The following is a 24,107-nucleotide window of genomic DNA, read 5'->3' on the forward strand; positions in this document are numbered from 1 at the left end:
TAATTTAATTAGACCAGTTTTGATTTCTATTAGCCCAAAAACACAGTCTCAAGATGTTAAACATAAACGCTTAGCAGATGTTTTACGCTGCGCCATTACCGAAGGTAAACTCACCCCCGGTGACAAACTTCCTTCCGCCCGAAAGCTGGCTGAGTTACATGGTATGAATCGGCACACGGTGATGAATGCCCTACAAAACTTGGTAGCTGAAGGCTGGCTGGTGGTTAAAGAGCGTAGCGGCTATCGAGTCAATACTGAACTGCCTATTTTCAGTAGCCAACAGATAACTTCAGAGGTGCCTTCTACACCACAAATCGTACCGCAATTTGCTAAAATACTGGCACCAGTAAGCAGCACTAAGCGTAAAGCCTACCGCTATAGTTTTGCAGGAGGCTTACCAGATCTTCATGCTTTTCCCTATGATGAGTTTAAGCGGTTTTTGGTAAAGGCGTGTCGCAAAACCAATGTCAGTCATTTTCACTATTCAGACATTGCGGGGTGCGAGTTACTGAAATCCCAAATTCAGGCATATTTGCGCCGAGCAAGGGGGCTAGTATGTGATGATTTACTGATTTGTAATGGCTCCCAAGAAGCACTCTCATTGGTGGCAAATGCATTTATTAATCCAGGTGATGGTGTTGCCATCGAGATGCTTGGTTATCCACCTGCGCGGCATACTTTTACCAATGCAGGTGCTGAAATTTTTGCTTTAGCACAAGACGCAGAAGGCATTAAAGTGGAAGCCTTGGCGCGCTGCCTTGAACAAAATAAGGTGAAGTTGTTGTATTTAACGCCACTGCATCAATATCCAACTACAGTGACTTTATCTGTACCGAGGCGCATGGCGATTTATCAGCTGTGCCAGCAGTATGGCGTGTTTATTATTGAAGACGATTACGACCATGAGTTTCATTATCTCTGCCCGCCGTTGCAGCCTATGGCGGCAAGCGACCCAAGTGGTATTGTGATTTATATTTCTACCTTCTCAAAAATCATGTTTGCCGGTGCTCGTGTGGGCTATATGAGTGCACGGGCAGATGTGCTCGCGCAATTGGTGGCACGTAAACAGCTACTTAATCACAAGAATGATGCCCTTACCCAGTTGGCTGTGGCTTACTGGATGGAAGAGGGCGGATTTGAGCGCCATTTACACCGCATGACCAAAGCCTATCAAGTACGCCATCAGGCGATGGGGCAGCACCTTAGTGAGCTTAAAGCCAAATTAGATATCGACTTTGAAATGCCACAAGGCGGCATGGCGTATTGGGTAAACAGCAAACGCGACGTCTCGAGGTTATCTGAAAAAGCGCTTGAAAAAGGGATTTACGTACAATGTGAGCCTGAATTTACCCTCGATAAGGCTAGTAGTTTAAGTCATATTCGCTTAGGCTTTGCGGCGCAAGAAGTCGAGCATCAGCAAGCTGGGCTGAGTGAGTTATTTGCTTTGGTCGCAGAGCTGGAGAAAAAATCATGAATAAGCAACAAGCACTGGCCGAATTTGTTACATTCGGCACACACAAAGCGCAGGCGTTAAATATCCTATTGAGCGATAACAGCGCAGTATCGCTTGCCATTAGCAAGGCGATGTTAAGTGTGGTATTAGCAAAATATCTCAGCGGTGAAATCGACGAAGATGACCTCGAAAATTGGGCTGGGTTTGTTGAACTGCGTGACGAGATTGATTGCACCCTGATAGAAGATTACCTCTATGCGTTGAATAATCCAGAGCTGATGGGTGGAATTAACCTCGATTCCATCGGTAACATGTTGAAACTCATTAAAGGTTAAACACAAAAGGAAATACCATGAGATTAATAGCGGCTGCATTGTTTTTATTAAATTGCCAAATCGCGTTGGCGGGAGGAGGTGTATGTGAAAACCCTATCTCAACCATAGACATCAACGAGTGTGCAATGAGCGAGCTTAACGTCAGAACTGAAACACTTGAACGTTACTACCAAAAAAGCCTTGAACATAATGCTTTTGATGAGCAACTGGTAGAAGCGATTAAAGCCTCGCAGTTGGCGTGGCAAAGCTATCTCGATGCACACTGCGGCGCGGTATATACCCAATGGCGAGAAGGTACTATTCGCGGTGTGATGGCACTTGAATGTCGTAAGGAATTAGTAAAAACCAGAACCCATACTCTTTGGGCTAACTTTTTGACTTATATGGATAGTACGCCTCCTGTGCTGCCAGAACCTGAGTAAACGCGTGGTTGTGGCGATAACTTTTCAATCGCCTCTTGGGGATATTACTCCAGCAGTGGTTGTGCCTAACTTAGTCGGGAGCAACCTCTGATGATGTTTTACTCCTCAATAGCATCACGCCTAATCCAATAAACCATAGGATTTGTCCGAGACCAAATATAGCCGTAGTAATCTCAAAGAATGGATTTTTGGCTAGGAAAGATAAACCTGAAAATAACGTTAAAACCCCAGCTAAACTTACCAGCAAACCCCAATAATGGAGCAGTGGGGTGAATATTTTATGTTTGAGACCGACGCAACTGATTGCCAGCACCCAAATCGCGCCGACCAATTCAATGCCACCGCCAAGTGCATCTACCACTATTGAGATGGTGCGATTGATCGTTAATGCAAGCGCCGGATCCAGCTCATGAAATTTTGCAATCGCTTCAATGCTGGTTAAAAAAACCATGGTACTGGCAAGGACAATCGCCGCCCAAATATAGCCAACTACACTAGCAAACTTCATACAGTCAGGTGACATTGTGTTAAAGCGTTGATGAATTGCTTGCACCAACACAATCAGGGAAAAACTGAAAATAATCCCAATCACGATATAACCAAGAAAAAAGGTATCGCGATTTTGCACAAAAAAATCTAGATATAACGCTGGCGTATTGTGCTCACTAGAGTCCAGCACCCCAAAAAATAAAACAAAACCAAATAAATAAGTCGCGGCTTCTGTGAGTGCTGCGACACCTCCCCATTTTTGTAATGACATAGCGATTCCAGTTAATTTGATTGTTATTGTTGTGCTCAGTTTAGCAACATACTAAGCATCAGCTCCAGAATAGGGCGTCTTTATTTGTAACAATAGTTTATTGAGCAGGGAAGGGGATTCGGAAGAGGAGAAGAGCACCATTAGGTGCTCTCTAAGCCATATTAAAGATGAACGATGCTATCTGCATTGCCATCAGGATCGTTCGATGCTTTACCATCAGTACCTGGGTTACCATTTCGCATCATGATCACAGCACAGGCCGCAGGTGAAGCCATTGAAGTGCCTGACATCGTTGTTGTTCCGCCACCATTTTTCAGTGATAAAATGCCAACACCAGGAGCTGCATAGTCTACAGGTGGGTTGCCATAGTTTGAAAAGCTTGCAAAACGGTCATTTGAATCGGTCGCTGAAATAGTGAATACACGGTTGTGTGAAGCACTAGCTGGAGATACATTTGCCGCGTGCTGGCTTTCGTTACCAGCGGCTACCACAAAGAAAGCACCAGATTGTTGAGCTGCGCTTTCAACAGCATCATTTAGCTCTTGGTTGAAGCCGCCACCCAAGCTCATATTTGCGCAGTCGCCAGGACTTGCATTGACCGCAACGTGATCGACACCAGCTAAAACACCTGACCAGCTGCCTGAGCCACGAGCATCTAACACTTTTACTGGAACTACAGTGGTGCCCGCTGCAACACCCACTACATCAATATCGTTATCGAGCGCGCCAATCGTACCCGCTACGTGTGTGCCGTGGCCGTTGCCGTCGTCCATACCTGCATTTCTACCGCTAGAAAAAGCAGAGAAACCGCGGCTTGCGTCAACGTTTAAATCTGGATGATCTAAGTCGATACCGGTATCAATCACCCAAGCGGTATAACCGTTGCCATTCACGGGACCGCCAACACGCGTTACGCTCCAAGGTGTTGTTTGTGGGTTACTACCACCACCTGGTTTTCCCTTTGCTTTTGTCGGGCTTGCATACACTTTACCATCGGGAGTAAAGCGCATCACATCGCTATTTCCTGCAAACGCGGATTTAGCTTTGTCACAGCTCATGTTCACGGCCATGCCTTTAATGGTATTTTTATAGACATGCTTCGCTTGTGCATTCGCTTTTGCGACCATGCCACGCGCTTTACCTTCAACATCAAACTTTGAAACATCATCTTTAAAACGCACGATGCAGGTATTTGCAATTTCGGCATCCACGGCTGCGCCTTGATACGTTGCATCTTGTGCAAAAACGGTAGTAGCACCAAACGTCGACATGATGGACAAAGTAAGTAGTGTTTTTTTCATCTTATTGTTCCTATTTATAATTATTTTAAAATTAACCTTTGAAACAGGTTGGTAACAAAGTTAGCTGTATATTAATAATTGTCAAAGGTGGAACGAAAAAAATATCTACTTTTTCCTATTTAGGTGCATAAATGAGTAGTATTTTGATTTTAACTTATCAAATCAAGTTGAGTTTATGCGCTGTATTGGAGTGGGTGTGTTGTTAGTATTGGGCTGCATTCTAGTACTTAACTTGAGATTGGATGAAGAATGAGCAAACTTATTGTATTTAAAATTTGCCTTAATCACCCGCAGCTCAGATTACTTAATACATTAATGAATGGGGGGGATTGGAAAAGTGATATTGATTGCTAAGCCTGGGTTTCTGCGAACCGCTAAGACTTCCCCACGATGTGCATGGACAAGCTCGTGAACAAGCGCCAGACCAATTCCAGTTCCTTGAGTCGCTCTTGTGAGCTCGTTACCAGCACGGTAGAAAAGTTCGAAAATTCGTTTTTCTTGGGATTCCGTAATACCTGCACCATAATCGCGGATCTCTAGTTCTAGCATATTTGTTTGGCCGGATTGGCGACGGAATATGAAATCGACTTTTTGTCTTTCTATGTCGTTAATCTTAGCTTGGTCATAAAATTTAATCGCATTGTCTGTGATATTTATTATTATTTGTGAAAAAGCATCTAAATCCATGTTTAACATGGTTTCTTCAGGCGCAACAAGCTCTGTACTTATATGTTGTTTAAAGTTGTGTTTCAGCATCAAAGAGGATGCTTTTGAATGGATGATATCCATTAAAACAGCAACGCTAACTGGTTGTGGTTTAACTGTTTGCTTTTGGTGATGCAACTTTGTAAGTTGTAAAATATTATCTATCAATCTACTTAACCGTTCGCTTTCGCTGTGTATAAAGTCATAGTATTCAGCTTGATGTGTTGGCGATTGTACGATACCAGCCTGTAGCATCTCACTGTACATTTTTATGGATGTCAGTGGTGTTTTTAACTCATGACTAACAGAAGAAACAAAGTTTAACCGTTGTTCAGCAAGTTGCAGTTGCTCAAGGCCAAGTCTATAGAAACCAAAGCAGCCAATAAGTAAGGCGCTAAAGAGTACAGCAAGAAAAGCACCTCCTAAAAACATATTCTTCGAGAAAGGCAGTGCTTTTGTCGAAATTAATATATCGTAATTCGAATAAGGCCACTTTAGCGTACTCGAGTCAATTATTTGTTGCTGAAGGTTGATATTTGTTTGTTCCGGATTACTTACGATGACTTCATTCGTTTCAGTTTTTTGATAGAGGAAATATTCATCGCCGGCATTCCCCTCATTATCTGTGAGTTTCACGAGCACAGAGTCAGAAAAGCTGCGTAGCGCCAAAATATCATTAATGTGTCGTTGTAAGTAGAGCGTTCTTTCGACTAAGAAACCTTGTATTTTGGCGCTCTTAGAGTTAGTTATTATTCTGTAAAATAGTAAGTTATCAGGCACATCAAATGTGATATTCCAATGCTGCTTTTTGAGATTTAGGCTATTACCCAATAATGCATTGATGCGCGATGATTGAGAAACCAATTGCAGTATTTCGAAGGCTTTTTTTTCAAACGGTGATGTGGAATTTATTTGTTGTTCCATCCCAGCATAGAAATTAATTTCTTTGATCCAAATCGGGCTACTAAATTGGTGATCTGCATTTATTTGAAAAAAGCCAACCAACCCAGGAATGTTTGGTTGAGTCGCCGGAGATACTAACGGTGAACGTAATTTATCCGTTTGATTAGTCTGTGAGTTATATGAGTAACTGTAATAGTCGAACGCAGTAGCGGGAATAGAGTCATGCGCTATGAGCTTTCGAAACAGTTTTGTGTTTGTAACTTGAATCAAATTACGGGCTTCTTGGCGATAACTATCTAGCTGAGACTCTCGAGCAGATTGATAGCTAAAGTACAATAACAGAGCCATAAGAATCATGATTAACAGCGTGATTAAGCTAGTTAGCACCCGAAGCTTTTTAACACCTTGAAGATAGTTCAAAGGCGTATATTTTGCCTCACGACTAGAGGTTAGCCACTTAATCAGCATGAAGTTGGTATCCTTCTCCACGATGGGTCACTAAATATTGAGGAGATTTGGCATCATGTTCAATTTTCTTTCGAAGTTTTGCGATGTGTATATCAATCGTACGAGTGTCTATATCGCGAGTCTCTTTATAACCCCACACTTCTTTAAGCAGTTCGTCGCGAGAAACAGGGTGCTTTTGACGATGTAGGTAACACAGTACCTCGACTTCTCTACGTGTAAATTTTGTTTCATTGTTTCCTAACTTACCCGTTAAAGTTTGCGTGTTGATTGTGATATCAGGGCTTAATACAAGCGTTTGCTCTGCTCCTGTCCAACCCGAACGACGAACAAGGGCATTAACTCTCAATACCAGCTCTGATGTGGAAAATGGCTTTGCAACATAGTCATCAGCGCCTAAAGAAAGACCGTTGATGATGTCTTCTTCACTATTTTTAGCTGTCAACATTAAAATAGGTTGTGAAGGAGACGACTGCCTTAAATTATTACAGATATCGAAACCATTCATGGATGGAAGCATTACATCAAGGATAACGCAGGCATAATTTTCGTGAATTGCGCATTTTAACCCTAATACACCATCAGATTCACTATGTACATCATAGCCGTGAAAAACGAAAAGGTCGGTTAATCCGCGTAAAATGGCTGGTTCGTCTTCAATAATGAGTAATTTGGGTTTGATATTCAACTACAGCATCCTCCCTAGATAGTCCTAGTCCTCATTATACCTGTTAACTCGCTGAGTTAAATGCAAACTTTTGTAAACTTTTAGCGCGGTTTATTTTACCTTTCTTGTCTTATTAAAACTCATTGAAAGACCTACATTGGATGTTAAAGGTCGATGATTTCCAAATTTTTAGGATAAGTAATGGATATAGTTCGAAAAGATAACAAGAAAGGGGTTAGCAGACGAGTTAAGTGGGGCCTTGTTATGGTTACCTGCCTCACTTTAGCGACCATGTTTATGTTAAATACAAGTAATGCCTCCTACTTAGCTAAGAAGGAAAGTTTGTTAATTGATGGTGTAAAAAGAGGTGAGCTGAACATCAATGTGAGGGGAACAGGCGTACTGGTACCAAAGGAAAAGCGTTGGATGGCGGTGAGTGTTTCAGGACGAGTAGAAAGAATACTTAAAAAGCCTGGAGCAGTAGTGAAGCAAGGTGAGCTTATTTTGGAACTTAGTAACCCTCATTTATCGCAACAAATGGAAGAGGCTAAATGGGAACTACAAGCGTTGCAATCAGAAGTACAAGCAAGAAAGGTTGCGTTGGAATCTGAGTTACTCGATCAAGAGATCAGAGTAATGAATGAGAAGCTTGGTTTTGAACGCAGTAAGCTTACCTTAAATGCGCAACAAGAACTGTTGGAAAAGGGGTTCGATGCAATTTCGAAAATAGACTTCGAGGAAGTCAAAATGGATGTGATGCAGTATGAACAACAATGGATGTTGGAAAAGCAGCGTTTAGAGAAACGTAAAGAGAATTTAGCGGCACAGATTGAAGCTAGTGAAGCGCGATTAACTATGATGCAAAAGGCTGTAGATAGATACGCTCAACAAGTAGATAGTCTAAAAGTGACAGCAACGATGGATAGTATAATTCAAGAAGTACCTATTGAGCTTGGGCAGGAGGTAAATGCAGGGACCAACTTGGCATTGCTGGCTAGAAGTGACATCTTTATTGCTGAACTTAGAATTCCTGAAAAACAGATAAAAGATGTTGTTGTAGGCCAACGCACTATTCTCGATACACGAAGCAGTAAAATAGAAGGCAGTGTACTTCGTATTGACCCCATCGTATCAAATGGGTCCGTTCAAGTAGATATTGAACTCACGAGCGCATTACCTAAAGAAGCTCGCCCTGAGTTATCAGTTGATGGGGTCATAGAGATTAATACCATTCCCAATACATTGTTTGTTAGAAGGCCAATGTTTGCTAATAGCTTTAGTCAGATGGAAATTTATGTTTTGGAAACATCGGGAGATTTTGCGGTAAAGCATCCAGTGAACTTTGGTTTTATGTCGAGTCAGTATATTCAAATAGAAGGTGGTTTGAAGGAAGGAGACCAAGTCATCGTTTCAGACGCCTCGGGTTGGAAACAACACGAACGTATTCAAATTAATTAGGAAAGCCAATGAGTAAGAAGAATAAAACTCTAGTTAAACTAGAATCTTTAGACAAAGTTTTTTATACCGATGAAGTAGAAACCCATGCGTTAAAAAACATTAACTTAACAATATATTCTGGAGAGTATATTGCCATTACGGGACCTTCTGGTTGCGGAAAATCCACATTACTTTCTCTGCTTGGTTTGTTAGATACGCCAACGAAAGGAATGTACCAATTAGCAGGTCATGACGCATCTGATATTGATACTGATGAGCGAGCTAGAATTAGAAATAAAGAAATTGGTTTTGTCTTTCAATCATTTAATCTGATTAGCGATTTGACAATTGAAGAAAATGTAGAGCTACCATTAACATACCGAACAGACCTGACCGCTGATCAGCGAAGACAGTCAGTAGTATCCGCGTTAGAAAAAGTAGATATGGCGCACCGAGCAAAACACTACCCATCTCAATTATCGGGAGGACAGCAGCAACGAGTAGCAGTCGCGAGAGCGATTGCAGGTAATCCCTCTATTATCTTAGCTGATGAGCCGACAGGTAATTTGGACTCGAAAAACGCTGAAATGGTGATGAAATTGTTGGAGGTTTTAAATAAAGAAGGCGCGACTATATGTATGGTTACTCACGATCCTGCATCAGCGAAAAGAACACAACGTATAATAGAAGTGTTTGATGGTGAAATTGTAGGGGACATATCAAATAACATCGGATCAATAGGGGCTCATGCGTTAAAGGGATCGGAATATGAACTATTGGATTGATATAAAGTACGTATTCAGGGGGTTGTTGAAAAAGCCACTATTTTCATCAATGTCGATACTCATAGTCGCGGTAGGATTGGGGCTTTCTATTTATACATATACGCTTCTATCACAGTTAATATTTAAACCTTTAACGTTAAATGGCGACACTCCAATCGTTGCAATTGAAGGTGAATATAGAGAAGCGCATGGGCGAGGGCAGAGAACGGATCCTTTCCATTTGAACTATATTAGTCAAGAGTCAAAACTCATTGATAATATGAGCTTGTATAGGACGGGAACATCAACCATTAGTAATATTAACAATGGGCAAGGTTCAATAAAAGTTCACTCTAGCCATAGTGATTGGAATCTTTTTGAAGTTGCGAAAACTCAACCAGTTTTGGGTAGAGGTTTTAGCCCTGAAGATCATGAGATTGGCGCAGAGCCTGTGGTTGTAATAAGTTTCGAATTGTGGGACCAATACTTTGCTCGAAGTAATGATATTTTAAACATGAACCTTAAGGTTAATGGCATTTCTAAACAAGTCATTGGCGTGATGCCTGCTGGATTTTCATTTCCGGCCTTTGCTCAAGTTTGGCAACCATTAGCTGTTAACCAGTTCGAGCCTACTCACCCTTCTGATGCCTTTCGAGACTCGCTTAATGGTGTGGCTCGATTAAAGCCTGATGTCTCTTTGAGTCAGTTTGAAAAAGAAGTAGGTAACTTAGTTACACGCCAATTCCTCGCTTTACCGCAAGAGTTTAGTTGGCGAGCAGATTCTCCAGGTGGCTATATCAGAGTTTTTAACTTTAAAATGACTGACGACGGTGTTGCGCATCACTACCCCATATTTATCGCCATGTCCTGTGTTGTTGTTCTGATATTATTCTTGAGTTGTATTAACATTGGCAATTTGCTTTTGGCTCGAGTGAATGAAAGGGCAAAAGAAGTTGCAATTCGAATTTCTCTTGGGATCCCTAGAAAGAGATTGATCTTACAAATGCTGTGGGAAAGCTTATTCATTTGTGGCTTGGGTGCGATCCTTGCCTTTATATTCGCATCTTTCGGTACAAGCATTACAAATGAAGTGTTAGACGAGATATTTTCAGTCAATGGAGAACGTCCTTTTTGGTGGGTGTTGTCACTAGAAATGGACGCAATTTTGGTTCTATTACTGTCAGTGATCTTTATGGTTTTTGTAACCGGCTTTATTCCCGCAATGAGAGCATTGGCACAAGATGTTAATGCCGTGCTAAGAGATGGAACAAGAGGTGCTCTTGGGAAAAAGGCTGGCAGAATGAACAAGTTGCTTGTCATATCAGAAGTCATCTTATCCTCAGTTGTGTTAGTCGTTGCGACGCTTCTTCTAAGCACTGGCTATGCGGCTCAAAATGCAGACTATGGGGTAAAAACACAGCAGCGATTGACTGCCACTATTCAATTACCCAGCACTAGCTATCCAACATCGGAGCTTAAAAAAAGAAACGATTTTTATTATCAGCTCAAAGATAAACTGGAACAGCAGCCAAACATCAACGGTGTAGGATATTTTACCAGTTTACCTGGCACTGGCGGAGGGAGTTCACATTTTGAAATCCAAGGTAGAGAAGCGCTTGTTTATAATGAAAATCCAATGTGGAACTTTGAAGTTGTTAGCCGAGATGCTTGGCAAGTCGTTGGTATGAACATTATTGAAGGCAGAAGCTTCGAGCTGAGAGATGTTGATAGTGGAGAATCTCCAACAATTATAAATGCTTCAATGGCAGAGGCGTTATTTCCAAACAATGATGCGCTTGGTCAAAAAGTAAGAACGGTTGATGAAGGTGGCTGGCATACAGAATGGCGAACAATTGTTGGAATTGTGTCTGATAGTGTTCATGGACCAACAATGCAATCGACGAGTGCTTGGCATACTGGCTATGGATTAATGGATCTAAGAGGATGGACCATGGAAATTGTGATTCACTACAGTGGCTCACTTAATGCTGCAGAATCGGCTCTCAGGCAAGCTGTAAATGGCATGGATAATGAGGTGACGCTATATCATGTGCAAAGCTATCAAAGTTTAATCAAACAGCCGATGCTATTAGTGAATGCAGTAAATACGATTTTTCTTTGGTGTGGCGTTGTCGCATTAATGCTAGCCGCAAGTGGCATCTATGCCGTTTCCTCAAACAGTATCATTATCCGTACGCAAGAAATTGCTACGAGGCGTGCGTTAGGAGCCAAAAATTCAGACGTCATTAAATTGTTTCTTAAAGAGGCTTCTCTTCAATTAGGCGCTGGGCTGGCTTTCGGTATTCTTATGTCTTTATGGGTTATAAGTCAGATCACGAAATCAATGATTATCGACGGTAATAGCTATGTGATTGGTTTGGTAGGAATACCAATTTTCATAAGTTTAATCGTACTATGGGCGACCTATTATCCTAGTAATAAAATGGTTAAGCAGGAACCTTGTGAAGGGTTAAGGCAAAGCTAATAAATAGAATAGACTCAATCGGCTGCTTGGTTGAGTCTATTTTTACTTGTCTTTTTTCGCGCTGTGGAGCTTTTCTATTGGCGGTTAGTTTCCGAGTAAAATACCTCTTTTTTCCAATCGCTTGAGCCATAAAATTACCACTCACTTTCACTATTTTTATAACTCCACCCAATTTAGTACAGCTATTTCATAGAATTTTATGCAGCCTCAAGATAACCAATTGGTGTCATATCGCCAAGTGAATCATGAGGTCGCTCATAATTATAAATATCTAACCACTAATCAGTGATTTCACGTACTTCTTGCAGTGACTCAAACAAGTATAAATCGAGCACTTCTTCACGATAACTTCGGTTAAACCTTTCCACAAAACCATTTTGATAAGGGCTGCCAGGTTCTGTAAATTCCAGCTTGATGTTATTTCCCATAGCCCAAGTTCCAAGTGAAGTGGAAGTAAACTCAGGGCCGTTATCGACTCTAATTTGTTTTGGTTTACCGCGCCAAGCAATGATCTGTTTTAGTGTCCTAATCACTCGTTCAGAAGTTAAGCTTGTATCGACCTCAATCGCCAGTGCTTGTTGATTGAAATCATCGAGTACATTCAATGTTCTAAAGCGATGTCCATAGCTTAATGCATCACTCATAAAGTCCATTGACCACGATTCATTATGTTGTGCCAGTGCACTTAATGGTTCAGGTGTTCTTGTTGGAACACGGTGCTTTCCCTTACGTCTTAAGTTTAGTTTTAGCATGTTGTAAACACGTTCAACACGCTTTTTACTCTTTATTGCGAAGCCTTTTGAATAGCTTAGGCAGCCCCACCTAGGATTGCGCTCTACCAGCGCAAGTGATGCGTCGATAACTTCATTATCTAACGGTCGTTTATGTTTGTAATAAAAAACTGAGCGGCTTAGACCAGCCACTTCACAAGCAAATACGACGCTGACGTTAAATTGAGCTCTAAAATGCTCTACCCAAGCTCTGCGGCTACTTGTTTTTACAGCTTTTTTGCGATGATATCCTCAAGCATCGAGTGCTTTAGGCTAAGCGTTGCAAACATATCTTTTAGCTTACGGTTTTCTTCTTCAGCTCTTTGAGGCGTTTAACATCAGACGCTTCCATACAACCATACTTTGAGCGCTATTTGTAAAATGTACTTTGGCCGATACTATGTTTACGGCAGATTTCAGGCACAGGAATACCTGACTCAGTTTCCTTGATCATGCTGACAATTTGGGTTTCGGCGAACTTGCTTTTTCTCATCGTAAATTTTCCTATTTTAGTTAATGGAAAATTCTACTTATGAACTATTTCATTCTTTGGGGAAGTTACAGGTGAGGCCAAAAATGCGACCATAATATGTCTACATTTCGGCCTTGTTTCGAGCTGCAAGTTTTTATCACAAATGTCTTGGGGTCATCGGGGATTAGCTAATGTTATCTGCTTCTACTTCTTTTAATCTGTTTTTTCTGAAAAGAACAAAAACGAGTCCTCCACATACACCACCAGCTACTTTTGCTAAATGCTTTACCCAGTACTCCAAATCATATGTGTTTTGATAGACTCCAGCTAATTCAGCTGAAACAGTAATGACAATGTAGGTTAGGATCATGACAACTCCAACTAAGGCTCCATTGGAAACATAGTTCGTGCGTTCTCTATAGTTGATAAGCAAACTGCCTATTAAAGTGATAAAAAACAACATGATAGAAACTAACTCATGATTAAGTGGAAGCTTAATTATTGATGGGTTTACATAGCTAAGAAATACGATTGCTAATATCTCAATAAAAATTCCTAAAGCGATTAGCTTTTTACTTTTGCTCATTATCCCCTCGCTTTACTGGTTTAATTTTTTCTATAATAATGTCAAATTGGTATTGTTTATACTCTGATTTTTCAGAAGAAACATCCTTCGCAGTCATCATTTCAGTTTCCTTTTCCGTCCTATCTAAAATCAGAGGATCTTCAATGTTGCCGGGATGATTAGGAAAGTACATCTGCGTTAGCAATGATTTATAACCATTCTTGCTAATTTTGAAGTGTATATGAGGTGTCCTGATCATATCAGTTCCTTCAATTGGATACATTCCCGGCATTACCGTTTTAATTTTGAATCTTCCTTGGTTATCAGTTTTTAGAATTGCCCAACACTGAAAGTTCTCATCTATTGGCTTATCATTTGGATCGTGTGGGTGATGATATTTTCCAAATGAATTAGCTTGCCATAAATCTACAGTTACTCCGCACAATGGGGTCATATCATTATCATAAACTTTGCCAAAGACTTCGATAATTTCACCTTTTGCAGTTCCAGTTTTTCCTTTGATTTGAGTTAAATCGGCGTCTTTATCATCTTGTGGAGTTATTGGATAATATGGACCTTCCATTTCTGTTGGTGTCGGCTCATTTGCCAATGCCCCTTTCGCGATAAAACAAGCTGAAGTACCAATAACTAATTTTTTAAGTACTTCACGTCGTTCTAATTTTTCCATAGATCTGCTCCTGTTCGAATGTCAGTTATTTTTGAAAGTTAAGTTCTAAATTTTGATTGTTCTAATTTAGTTCGCAAACAGGTGCAATACCCCTGTGTCAAATTCGAGGTTTTAGCCTGTGTGATGCATCAAAATATTTTCTTACACCCCCAAAGGTAGGTGCGCTCTGTACTATAATAAGTAGGGATTTAAATTCATTACTGCATTCTTAAATTAGCATTTGTGTTAGTGAGTTGTCTATAACTTGTTTAAAAGAAAGTCATGTGACCTTGACGCTTTCCAAATATCTAAGTTAGTATCATAGGCCAAAATAAAAACTTGTTGCAGGTATACGCCTCTCACTCGAATTTTCTTTATTGCTCCGCAATTTAGCTTTATTAGCGTTGAAAATGTGTAACAACTAATGTTGTTTAGTCGCCGTTTAGAAAAAAGAGTTCTGTCTTTAAAGCATTTTTAGTGTTTGTCTCACGTGTGAGATGTTTTAGAAAGTGAAGAAGTGAGTGTCTAGCGGACATATTCCTACTCATCACTTTAGGCTGATGTATTGAGAAAGCGTATCAATAAGAGTATTTAACTATCCACTGATTTGAATCTTAAAGCGCTGTAGGAGAAGTTGTGGTGAGTGATACAAAACCTTTAACTGTTGTAATTTAATATACCTATAAGAAGCTCAATCATGAAGAAATTATATAAACTTCCCGCGAGGATAGACCATATAGCTATTGCCGTGTTGGATTTAGAAGAAGCGTTATTTTTATATCAAGGAGTCCTAGGATTTGAGCTAATTGCAAAAAGGGAGGTATGTGGTGAATTCTCAGGAATGCTATCTGCAGAATTAGATGCTCATGGTTTTAATATTGTTTTGATACAGGGCACTGGCGAGTCGTCTCAAGTGAGCCAATTTATCTCAAAGTACGGTCCAGGTGTGCAGCATATCGCTGTAGAAGTAGAGGATATCGATGCACTAGTAAGTACACTTGAAAAAAAAGGCATGGAATTCGCTACCAGTATAATTAAGGGGAAAAACTTGCTACAGGTATTCACCAAGAGAGATTGTAATAGTGGGATGATGATCGAATTCATAAAGAAAAGAGCAGAAGATTCAGGGTTCGAGAAAAACAACATAGAAGATCTTTTCCAACAATTAGAAGCGAGTGGAGCGTTTTAAAAATGTCACAGGTAAATAATATTGTTGATTGTATTCGATACAATGCCTTAAATAAGCCAGATGAAATTGCATATGAATTTTTAACCGATCTGGTATCACCAACCACAACCATAACTTACGCTGAATTGTACAAAGAAGTTAAACAAATATCGAATGGGATCAGTAGGCATCTTGCTCAAGGCGATTGTGCATTACTTCTCTTTCCCCCGGGGATAGAATATATAAAAGCTTTTTTCGCATGTTTAATGGTTGGAGTCATTGCAATACCTTTGTATCCTCCAAAGAAGAACAGTAAGGCTGACAAAGTATTTAAAGTTGCGGAGCTTTCAAACGCTAAGATTGCTTTAACGGCTGATAAAGACATTATTCCACTACGAAATTTGTGGAAAGAGAACTGTAAAAGTAATGTAAAATTCTTGAGCACAGGCGTTTTGGTATCTGAAGAGTTGGATTCAAGTCCAGCTGGATTTGAAATTGATGTCGATGCACCGGCTTTTCTCCAATATACTTCGGGATCCACGGGCAATCCAAAAGGGGTAATAATCACCCAAAATAATATCTTCGCCAATACAAAGTATCTGGAGAGACTTTCGGGTGCTAACGAAAAAGATGTTTTTGTTAATTGGCTTCCTTTGTTTCATGATTTAGGGTTGGTAACCACAGTATTATTACCAGCGTATTTGGGGTGTAAGTCTGTGCTTATGGCACCTGCTACGTTTGTCAAAAATCCAGCTATATGGCTAAAAGCGATAACAAAGTTTGGCGGTACAATTGCTGGCGCTCCTAATTTCGCTTTCGATTTGTGTACAGATAAAATTCCTACGGAAGAACTCGTTGATATTGACTTATCACAATGGCGGATCGCTTATAATGCGGCAGAGCCAGTCAAGTATCAAACTTTACAAAGGTTTAGTGAGAGGTTTTCAGCTGTAGGCTTTAACTTTGATAGCTTCTATCCTAGTTATGGCATGGCAGAGTCTACAGCATTTATCAGTGGTGGGAATGGGATAGGCACGCCAAGTACCCTATTGGTAGATAAATCATCTCTGGCTGATAACATATTGAAGGTGAATGAAAAGAATTCAAATAACAACCTTACATTTGTGGGAAATGGTTTCACAGATGATGAGCACTTATTAAAGGTGGTCGATCCTGATACAAATATCGAGGTAGAAGAAGGGGTTATTGGAGAAGTTTGGTTCTCTGGTCCTAGTGTTTCTCCGGGATATTGGGGATTAGAACAGGCGTCGAAGGAAACGTTTCAAAATACTTTAAACAGATTTAGTGATAGAAACTTTCTAAGGACTGGAGATTTAGGTTTTGTATTCAATAACGATTTGTATATTACCGGTCGAAAGAAAGATTTAATTATTCTTAATGGCAAGAATTATTACCCTCAAGACATAGAAGAAACAGTTAAATATTGTCATAGAGATATTCATCCAGGTCATACTGCAGCGTTTGAGTATGGTAATCAACTGGTCGTAGTTACTGAGGTGACGCGTGAGGCACTGCGCGCAAATAACTTTAAGCTTTTGACACAAGAAATTTCACGAAGCGTGTATGTGGAACATAGTGTATCAATTCACGATATTATCCTATTACCTCCGTATAAAATTCCAATGACTTCAAGTGGAAAAATTCGTAGAAAGGAAACAAAGGAGCAATATACGACTGGTCGATTACCGAGTATCTTCAATAAAGTCGGTTCAGAGCAAGCAGTAAGGCCAAGTGGAACAATAGAGAATGAAATATACAGGATATGGACTCAAATTTTAGGACTACCTAATATTTGTGTTGAAAGGGGATTCTATGAATTAGGTGGAAGCTCGATTCAAGCTACTCAGATTGTAGACGATGTTCAGAGCTTTTATGCAACACTTAACTTGGACGAAACAGAATTGTTGGAATGTACGAACATCAAAGAGATGGCGCAATTGATAACACTCGTAAAAGTGAAACAAAACTCTTCTAGTGATCTTCGTGGGGCGGTAAGAATATGAATGCAAAAGAACTAATTGTTGAACTTTTTCAGCGTCAAATCATTGTAAAATGTGACGCTTCTGAATTACTTTTAACGGGAAATATTGAAGCGCTTACAGAAAATGATTATGAAAACCTCAAAGTTTGCAAAGAAGACATCTTAGCATTACTCAATAATACAAAGTGTTCAAGCTTGTTAAGTTCAAAGCCATTACAGCTAGAGCAATATGAAGCACAGGCAACAAGCGGACAAAAGGACATTTTTTTTCTAGAATCACTTGTTGGAGATAAAAGTTATTATAATCTGCCTATTTGCTTCTCATTACAGGGAGTAGTTTCAGAAGACGCGCTAAAATATTCCATAACATCTATTTGCCAAAAGCACCATATTTTCAGAACAATCTATCGCCTCGATGGCAGTGAATTAATTCAGGTTATCGAAATGTTCGACGACGATAAAGTTCATTTTGAAGTCATCGATCTGGAAGATGAAGAAGTAGATATGTTCCTCGCCCAAGAAGGAGCATTTAAATATGACTTAACGAAAGATTGGCCTATAAGGTGTTTTCTCCTAAAGTCGCCTTCTAGGCAAATATTGAGCTTGAATCTTCACCATATAGCTGCAGATGGCTTTTCAGCAAAATTATTAACTAAGGATATCTCTGAATCGTATTATAACTTTAAATTGAAACTAAAAGGCTTTAATGATGACCTAAGTAACTCGCCAAATCAGTACGCCCGATATGCTGAGTGGTTTCAGAGTTACCTGTCTAGTGATGATGCTGAAGAGGCCCGAAATTACTGGAAGAGTTTATTATTGGATGCGCCAAAATGTCACAACTTCCCTTTGGAGTTCAATCGACCCTCATCCCTATCAATTGATGGTGATACTGCTAGTTATAATCTTATCGGTTCGTTGAAAGACAAGGTTTTGGACTCGGCAAAAAAATATGATATTTCTGCATTTTTCCTATTACAGTCACTATTTGTCGGCTTTATGGCTAGATTAGGGGATGAAAGTGACCTTGTTATCGGGGTGCCTTATTCAAATAGGACGACTGGGGCATTTACGAAAACAGTAGGTATGTTTGCCAACACAATCCCTTTTAGATATAAGTTTGATGGTAAGACAGACATTTCTCACGTCATAAATTCGACGAAAGAACAAAATCAAAAAGCATTAAAGTATCAACACTATCCATTTGAGAAGATTATTGAGTGTGCCGGGACCGAACGAGATGCGTCTTATAACCCTTTATTTCAAGTACACTTTGTCTTGCAAGACGATACATTAAATCAATTTTCTTTGGCTGATCTTGAGGTAGTAAAGCTTGATAGCCGACAGCCTGTAGCCAAGTTTGATTTCTCAGTTCATAGCACTTTTCATGACGATAGAATAGCTCTTAATTGGGAATTTAATACTGAACTTTTAAGCAAAGCAAGAGTTGACGCCTTATTTGATTACTTTGCTCAGTTTATTGAGCACCATTTGGATAATGAATTTGATAGCATACATGAGTTTACTTTTAACGAAGAAACAAGCTTACAGCGAGTGAATAAAGGTAATTTTGCCGACTATAAAAGTAATCCTGAAATTATTGAAAGCCATGGATACTCCCAACCTCAAGCGGTAGCGGTTGTTGATGGACAAAGTGTATTGACATATGAAGAGTTAGTTACGAAAGCAAACAAACTCATTGCAGGCTTACAAGAACGTGGAATCGCTGCTGGACAATCCATTGCGGTATATATGGAAAAGAGCCTAAAGCAAGTTGTCACTATGTATGCAGTAATGAGAGCTGGATATGTTTATATACCACTTGATCCTAGTTATCCAGAAGATCGGTTAGACTATATTAGAGCTGACTCTGGTGCTAACCTTTTACTGTATTCAGAAGATCTCGTACCACCTAACAGCCTGATAAAACAGGGCAATGATGCTACCTTTGAATCACTAACAGAACACAATAGAAGTGCACAATTACACCGTATTCAAGAGTCCGAAATTGCTTATGTAATTTATACATCAGGATCGACAGGTAAGCCTAAGGGAGTTATGGTTCCACATGGTAGTATATATTACTCACTCCAAGCCAATCGTAATGTATATAACTTTTGTGTCGACGATATGATGCCGACGGTTGGCTCACAAGCGTTTGGGGTATCTTTACTTGAGACATTCGTTCCACTTATTTCAGGTGGAACAGTAAAGATATTGAAAAAGTCTGATGTAACCAACTTAACCAAATTAATCTCATCTACACAAGATGTAACTGTTATGCATATGGTTCCGAGTCTAATGATGCCATGGCTTGAGATGATAGAATCAGAACCGTCTTTATATCCTAATCTAAGACTCTTATTAGTCGGTGCGGAAGCGGTTCCCCCGATTTTATTAACTAAGTTGAGCACTTGGCGTAGTAAAGTAATAGTAAGAGTCCTTTACGGCATGACAGAATCTTCAGTTGTCAGCAGTGGATACTTATCCCATGAACACGACGGCGGTGGGTACTGTATTGGTAAGCCACATCCAAATATGAAGTTCTATACAATGAATAGCTACGGAGTGCCTCAGCCTCTGGGGGTTTCTGGAGAGTTATACGTTGGTGGCTTATCACTAGCTAATGGATATATTGGGAAACCAGAATTAACAGAGCAAAAGTTTGTGTACAACAACGCTATTGGTGAGAGATTGTATAAAACGGGAGATAGAGCAAGACTTACCCGTTCGGGAAATTTTGAGTTCTTAGGAAGGGTTGACCACCAAGTCAGTTTAAGAGGGATAAGAATCGAAACCGGTGAGATAGAGAGCATCGTAAACCAACTAGAGGTTGTTAAAAAATGCCTTGCTCATGTAGTCCCATTGGAAAGTGGCGATAGCAAATTCGCGTTGTACTACACGACATATACAAATGGCTCTAATACAGCTATCGAAGATGAAATTAGAACCGCGTTAGCGAAGGAAATTCCAGAGTCTATGAGACCGACTGTATATATGCATCTAACTGAGTTTCCACATAATCCAAATGGTAAATTGGATAGAACGAAGCTACCTAAGCCGGTGAGCAGTGCCGGAGCGATAGAGCCATCGACCGAAACCGAAATCTACCTTAGTAATCTGTGGAGTGAAGTATTAGAGCTAGATCACATTTCGGTTACGGATAACTTCTTCGAATTAGGTGGTCACTCACTGATGGCAACTAAGTTGGTAAACTTGATAAACAAGCACTTCCATATTTCACTACCACTTAAGAGCTTCTTTGAATCTTCGACGATTCAAGGGTGCGCGTCGATAATTGATCAGGAGTTGCTTCAAGTTAAGCGAAGCCAGGCCGTACTCGGAGGAATAAGTAACGAGTTAGAGGAAGAAACTGATGAATTCATTATCTAGAGATTATTATGAAATTAAATAATGATTTAACATTAATGAAGCTGCTTTTTTCAAACTCACCGAGTAAGTTATATGCTTCTATCTCATTGAGTATCATATCTGGAGCCCTATACGCTTTGATCATTCCGAGTATATTGTCAGGTGTTTCTGGTGAGGCGAAAGCTCATAATTACATTTCCAATCATATTAGTGTTGAGGCATTCTTTTTTGGATTGATAGCCTTGGTACTAATAACCAAAGCTTCATCAGTTATTCTTGTCAATAATTTAGCTAAAACTGCCGTTGCTAGATTGAGAATAGATCTCTCGAGGAAGATAAATAGCTCTGAAATAGCGCATGTCGAAGGGTTAGGGTTGTCTCGCATTCTAAATGTTCTGACTGAGGATATGGGGAGACTTACAAATGCTGCTATCGCGATTCCAATGGTACTTGTTTCAACTGTGACAGCAATAGGTATGCTTATTTATCTTGCTGTAATTGATCTTGAGATATTTATCTACACAATTTTATTTATTATATTCGGGCTGGTTTTGTTTCAATTTCCATTAAGTAGAACTAAGAAATTTTACTCTAAGTCAAGAGAGTTAAAAGACGTTATGCAGGAAGGATTTCGAGGTTTAGTGTTTGGTGCTTATGAATTAAAGCTAGATAAAAGAAAATCCGAGAAATTTTTAGATAGTGAAATCACGTCCCCAACTCTGGAATCTTTAAAACAAGAAAAAAAAGGTGATTTTATACTTCACTTAGCTGGTAATTCAAGTGAGATTCTATGCTTTTTCGCGATTGGTATTGTTATATTTTTACTTCCTAAAGGCCCTGATGTAGAGCAACAGAGTACATATGGAGTCGTTATGGCTCTTCTATATATAACAGGTCCAATTGCAAGCGTGCTTAGTCTAATGAATCAGTTGAAACTAGGTGAAATTTCTTTAAATAAAATTAATGAAATATATTCTAGTGGAGAAGTTTTAAATGAAGAAGGTCAAGAAATAGATAAATGTTGGAATAGTATTAAATTGAAAAACATTGAATATTCTTATGGGGAAGAGGAACGTAAATTTAAGGTTTCTGTTGAAAATCTCGAGTTCCATAAGGGTAAAGTTTATTTCATTGTTGGTGGTAATGGTTCTGGTAAATCGACATTGTGCAAAGTTGTGTCAATGCATTACACGCCTAGCTCTGGCACCTACTATTTTGGGAGTGACGAGATTAACCTCGAAAATATTTTTTCTGCTAGGGGGATGTTTTATTCAATATATTCTGACTATTATTTGTTTAATGGTTTTTATAATAGCCTGAGTTCTAATGATGTTGAAAGAATAAAATACTATATGGATATCTTCAAGTTGAAAGGGAAAACGGAATTAGTTGATAACAAATTTTCGACAATAAAGCTTTCTGATGGCCAGCGTCGTAGGCTAGCTCTTCTTATCGGTATCATCGAAGATAGAGATATATACATTTTGGATGAATGGGCTGCAGATCAGGACCCAGAGTTTAAAGACTTATTTTACAATTATGTGATTCCGGACTTAAAGAGTAAAGGAAAGACAATAATAGCGATCACACATGATGATAGATACTTTCACTGTTGTGATGAAATTATAAAAATAGAAAGTGGGGAAGTGGTAGAGTCAACTCCGTTTTATCAGGAAGCAGATTCTCCATTAAATGAAAAAGAATCTGCTGTTTTTTAATTTACTAGGTTTTTTATGAATATAAAAAATATAATTGATAAGTGCTCCGTTCTCGGTGTGACTTTATCGGTTGAAAACTCAAACTTAAAAGTAAATGCTCCAAAAGGAAAAATGGACAAGTCACTGCTTGAGGAAATAAGAAATAATAAAGCACGACTAGTTACGTATATAAAGAGTAAAAATGCTGAAACCGAGAATGAAGAATTTGTAAGGGTTTATCCTCAACAGAAGCTTGGGAAATTGTCTTCTGGACAAGCCCAAATGTGGTTCTTAGCCAATTCGAACCAATCAAGCGACTTTTATCAATTTTATCGTGTTCTGCATATCAATGGCACTCTTTCTGTCTCAACGTTAGAAGATGCATTTACGCTTCTAATCAAACGCCATTCAATTTTACGTACTTGCTATCACGAGAGCAATGGATACTTGACTCAGGAAGTCGTTGAAGACTTTGGATTCTTTTTAAATCATTTACCATATAACAATGGCAGCAACTCATTTCAATATATTGATGCAGAACGTGAGAAATTTAAAACCTCAAGCTTTACACTTGAATCGGGTTGCATGTTGAAGGCATTATTAATTCAAACTGACATTGAGCAATTTGAGTTACATATCAAGATTCATCATATTGCCTCTGATGGGTGGTCAATAGGTGTTATTGTTAGAGATTTGAGTGAGTTTTATCAAGCTCTGATTAGTAATAGCGAGGTTAATAAAGATCTGCCTTTACAGTATATCGACTATGCTGATTGGCAGCAAAGTAGCAAAACTCAAGACGCAATCGCTGACAACCTGTCTTTCTTTAAAGAATACTTAAGAGGGGCTCCGCAAGTTCATAGTCTTCCTACTACTAATAGGTCACTATCAAACTTACAAAAGGCAAAACGTAAAACTATTCATTTAGATCATCAACGTTATGAAGAATTAAAGAGTTTTTGTAAAATACATCATGTTACTTTATTCAGTGTACTACAAACAGCAACGTCGTTTATTCTATCAAAGTACAGTGACAGCAAAGATATCCTTATGGGGATCCCTGTAGCAAATAGATCGGCCGAAACGTTAAGTGATACGGTCGGATATTTTGTAAATACGTTACCATTTAGAACGAAAATCAAGACTTCATCTACGTTTATTGAGTCTGTTAAATATCATAACCTCCAATTTTTAGATTTAATTGATAAGCAAGTAGTGCCATTTGACGATATTGTTAGTCATTGCTTGTTAGAAAGGGTTGAGGGTATTTCTCCATTAATACAGATACTTTTCTCTTTTCAAAACAATGAAATACCGGATTTGCGTCTTGGTAATGGTAGAATTGAAATAGAAGAGCCTGAAACTGACTACATTGAGGTTGATCTAGATATCGAATGTGTAGAGGGTAACGGAGGACTCTGTATTTATTGGACTTTTGCAGAATCTGTACTTTCAGATGAGTTGGTTCACTCAATGACAGAAAGTCTAGTTAATCTAATTTTTTCAATCACTAATAACGATAACTCGAAATTTTCTGATATTAAGTTTCTTTCCGATATAGAGTCAAACCTACTGATAAATGACCTTAACAACACAGCGCAGCCTTACCCAGAGAAGGCCTGTATTCATGATTTATTTGAGGGGCAGGTAGCGAATGCGCCAGAGCAGACGGCGGTGGTATTTGAAGGTCGTACACT

General features: G+C 39.4%; 17 protein-coding genes and 1 pseudogene. 11 read left to right on the forward strand and 7 right to left on the reverse strand.

What is annotated here, in order from left to right; all coding sequences use genetic code 11:
* The first annotated feature begins 19 nt into the window (after positions 1-19).
* Genes EXT48_RS22695 through EXT48_RS22705 form a run of 3 tightly spaced genes read left to right on the forward strand, consistent with a single transcriptional unit; the run spans position 20 to position 2,210 of the window.
* A complete protein-coding gene (locus EXT48_RS22695) occupies positions 20-1,474 on the forward strand; it encodes a PLP-dependent aminotransferase family protein (protein WP_130165893.1) in 1,455 nt (484 codons plus the stop codon).
* Complete coding sequence (locus EXT48_RS22700; RefSeq protein ID WP_130165894.1) at positions 1,471-1,788, forward strand: hypothetical protein; 318 nt, start codon at positions 1,471-1,473, stop codon at positions 1,786-1,788. The genes EXT48_RS22695 and EXT48_RS22700 overlap by 4 nt, the downstream gene beginning before the upstream one ends.
* A gap of 17 nt (positions 1,789-1,805) precedes the next feature.
* Positions 1,806-2,210 (forward strand): lysozyme inhibitor LprI family protein, encoded by a 405-nt coding sequence (locus EXT48_RS22705; RefSeq protein ID WP_039496655.1) that lies wholly within the window; start codon positions 1,806-1,808, stop codon positions 2,208-2,210.
* Between the two features lie 70 nt (positions 2,211-2,280).
* Here the strand turns inward: EXT48_RS22705 and EXT48_RS22710 are convergent, their stop codons facing one another.
* The 4 genes from EXT48_RS22710 to EXT48_RS22725 form a co-directional block, all read right to left on the reverse strand.
* Positions 2,281-2,970 carry a DUF4386 family protein gene (locus tag EXT48_RS22710; RefSeq protein ID WP_130165895.1) on the reverse strand — a complete coding sequence of 230 codons (690 nt, stop codon included), beginning with the start codon at positions 2,968-2,970 and terminating at the stop codon, positions 2,281-2,283.
* A gap of 161 nt (positions 2,971-3,131) precedes the next feature.
* Positions 3,132-4,271, reverse strand: coding sequence for a S8 family serine peptidase (locus EXT48_RS22715; protein WP_130165896.1), 1,140 nt, complete (start codon positions 4,269-4,271; stop codon positions 3,132-3,134).
* A gap of 312 nt (positions 4,272-4,583) precedes the next feature.
* Positions 4,584-6,347, reverse strand: coding sequence for a sensor histidine kinase KdpD (locus EXT48_RS22720; protein ID WP_130165897.1), 1,764 nt, complete (start codon positions 6,345-6,347; stop codon positions 4,584-4,586).
* The gene (locus EXT48_RS22725; protein ID WP_165384138.1) at positions 6,337-7,032 is read right to left on the reverse strand and encodes a response regulator transcription factor; all 696 of its coding nucleotides are present in this window, start codon (positions 7,030-7,032) and stop codon (positions 6,337-6,339) included. Before EXT48_RS22725 ends, EXT48_RS22720 begins: the two co-directional genes overlap by 11 nt.
* Before the next feature lie 180 nt (positions 7,033-7,212).
* On the opposite strand from EXT48_RS22725, the gene EXT48_RS22730 reads away from it, so the two are divergent.
* From EXT48_RS22730 to EXT48_RS22740, 3 genes are read left to right on the forward strand one after another with little or no spacing between them, the layout of a single operon-like run.
* Entirely contained in the window at positions 7,213-8,469 is a 1,257-nt protein-coding gene (locus tag EXT48_RS22730) for an efflux RND transporter periplasmic adaptor subunit (RefSeq protein ID WP_130165898.1), read from the forward strand.
* 8 nt (positions 8,470-8,477) lie between these two features.
* A complete protein-coding gene (locus tag EXT48_RS22735; RefSeq protein WP_130165899.1) occupies positions 8,478-9,233 on the forward strand; it encodes an ABC transporter ATP-binding protein in 756 nt (251 codons plus the stop codon).
* Positions 9,217-11,697: an FtsX-like permease family protein gene (locus tag EXT48_RS22740; protein WP_130165900.1), complete on the forward strand. Its 2,481-nt coding sequence runs from the start codon at positions 9,217-9,219 to the stop codon at positions 11,695-11,697. Before EXT48_RS22735 ends, EXT48_RS22740 begins: the two co-directional genes overlap by 17 nt.
* Before the next feature lie 197 nt (positions 11,698-11,894).
* On the opposite strand, the pseudogene EXT48_RS22745 reads toward EXT48_RS22740, so the two are convergent.
* The 3 genes and pseudogenes from EXT48_RS22745 to EXT48_RS22755 all read right to left on the reverse strand — a co-directional run bounded on the left by EXT48_RS22745 (position 11,895) and on the right by EXT48_RS22755 (position 14,192).
* Positions 11,895-12,960: pseudogene (locus EXT48_RS22745) on the reverse strand (IS3 family transposase).
* Positions 12,961-13,123: 163 nt separating this feature from the next.
* The gene (locus tag EXT48_RS22750) at positions 13,124-13,525 is read right to left on the reverse strand and encodes a hypothetical protein (RefSeq protein ID WP_130165901.1); all 402 of its coding nucleotides are present in this window, start codon (positions 13,523-13,525) and stop codon (positions 13,124-13,126) included.
* Positions 13,512-14,192 (reverse strand): protocatechuate 3,4-dioxygenase, encoded by a 681-nt coding sequence (locus EXT48_RS22755; RefSeq protein WP_130165902.1) that lies wholly within the window; start codon positions 14,190-14,192, stop codon positions 13,512-13,514. Before EXT48_RS22755 ends, EXT48_RS22750 begins: the two co-directional genes overlap by 14 nt.
* A gap of 676 nt (positions 14,193-14,868) precedes the next feature.
* Here EXT48_RS22755 and EXT48_RS22760 point away from each other — a divergent pair.
* The 5 genes from EXT48_RS22760 to EXT48_RS22780 all read left to right on the forward strand — a co-directional run.
* Entirely contained in the window at positions 14,869-15,360 is a 492-nt protein-coding gene (locus EXT48_RS22760; protein ID WP_130165903.1) for a VOC family protein, read from the forward strand.
* A gap of 2 nt (positions 15,361-15,362) precedes the next feature.
* Positions 15,363-17,363 carry an AMP-binding protein gene (locus tag EXT48_RS22765; RefSeq protein ID WP_130165904.1) on the forward strand — a complete coding sequence of 667 codons (2,001 nt, stop codon included), beginning with the start codon at positions 15,363-15,365 and terminating at the stop codon, positions 17,361-17,363.
* The gene (locus tag EXT48_RS22770) at positions 17,360-20,734 is read left to right on the forward strand and encodes a non-ribosomal peptide synthetase (protein WP_130165905.1); all 3,375 of its coding nucleotides are present in this window, start codon (positions 17,360-17,362) and stop codon (positions 20,732-20,734) included. Before EXT48_RS22765 ends, EXT48_RS22770 begins: the two co-directional genes overlap by 4 nt.
* 8 nt (positions 20,735-20,742) lie before the next feature.
* The gene (locus EXT48_RS22775; protein WP_130165906.1) at positions 20,743-22,431 is read left to right on the forward strand and encodes a cyclic peptide export ABC transporter; all 1,689 of its coding nucleotides are present in this window, start codon (positions 20,743-20,745) and stop codon (positions 22,429-22,431) included.
* A gap of 15 nt (positions 22,432-22,446) precedes the next feature.
* A partial coding sequence (locus tag EXT48_RS22780) for a condensation domain-containing protein (protein ID WP_130165907.1) occupies positions 22,447-24,107 on the forward strand: 1,661 nt, incomplete at its 3' end.

The sequence above is a fragment of the Pseudoalteromonas sp. CO348 genome (assembly GCF_004208845.1).
In the GTDB taxonomy this organism is placed as follows: domain Bacteria; phylum Pseudomonadota; class Gammaproteobacteria; order Enterobacterales; family Alteromonadaceae; genus Pseudoalteromonas; species Pseudoalteromonas maricaloris.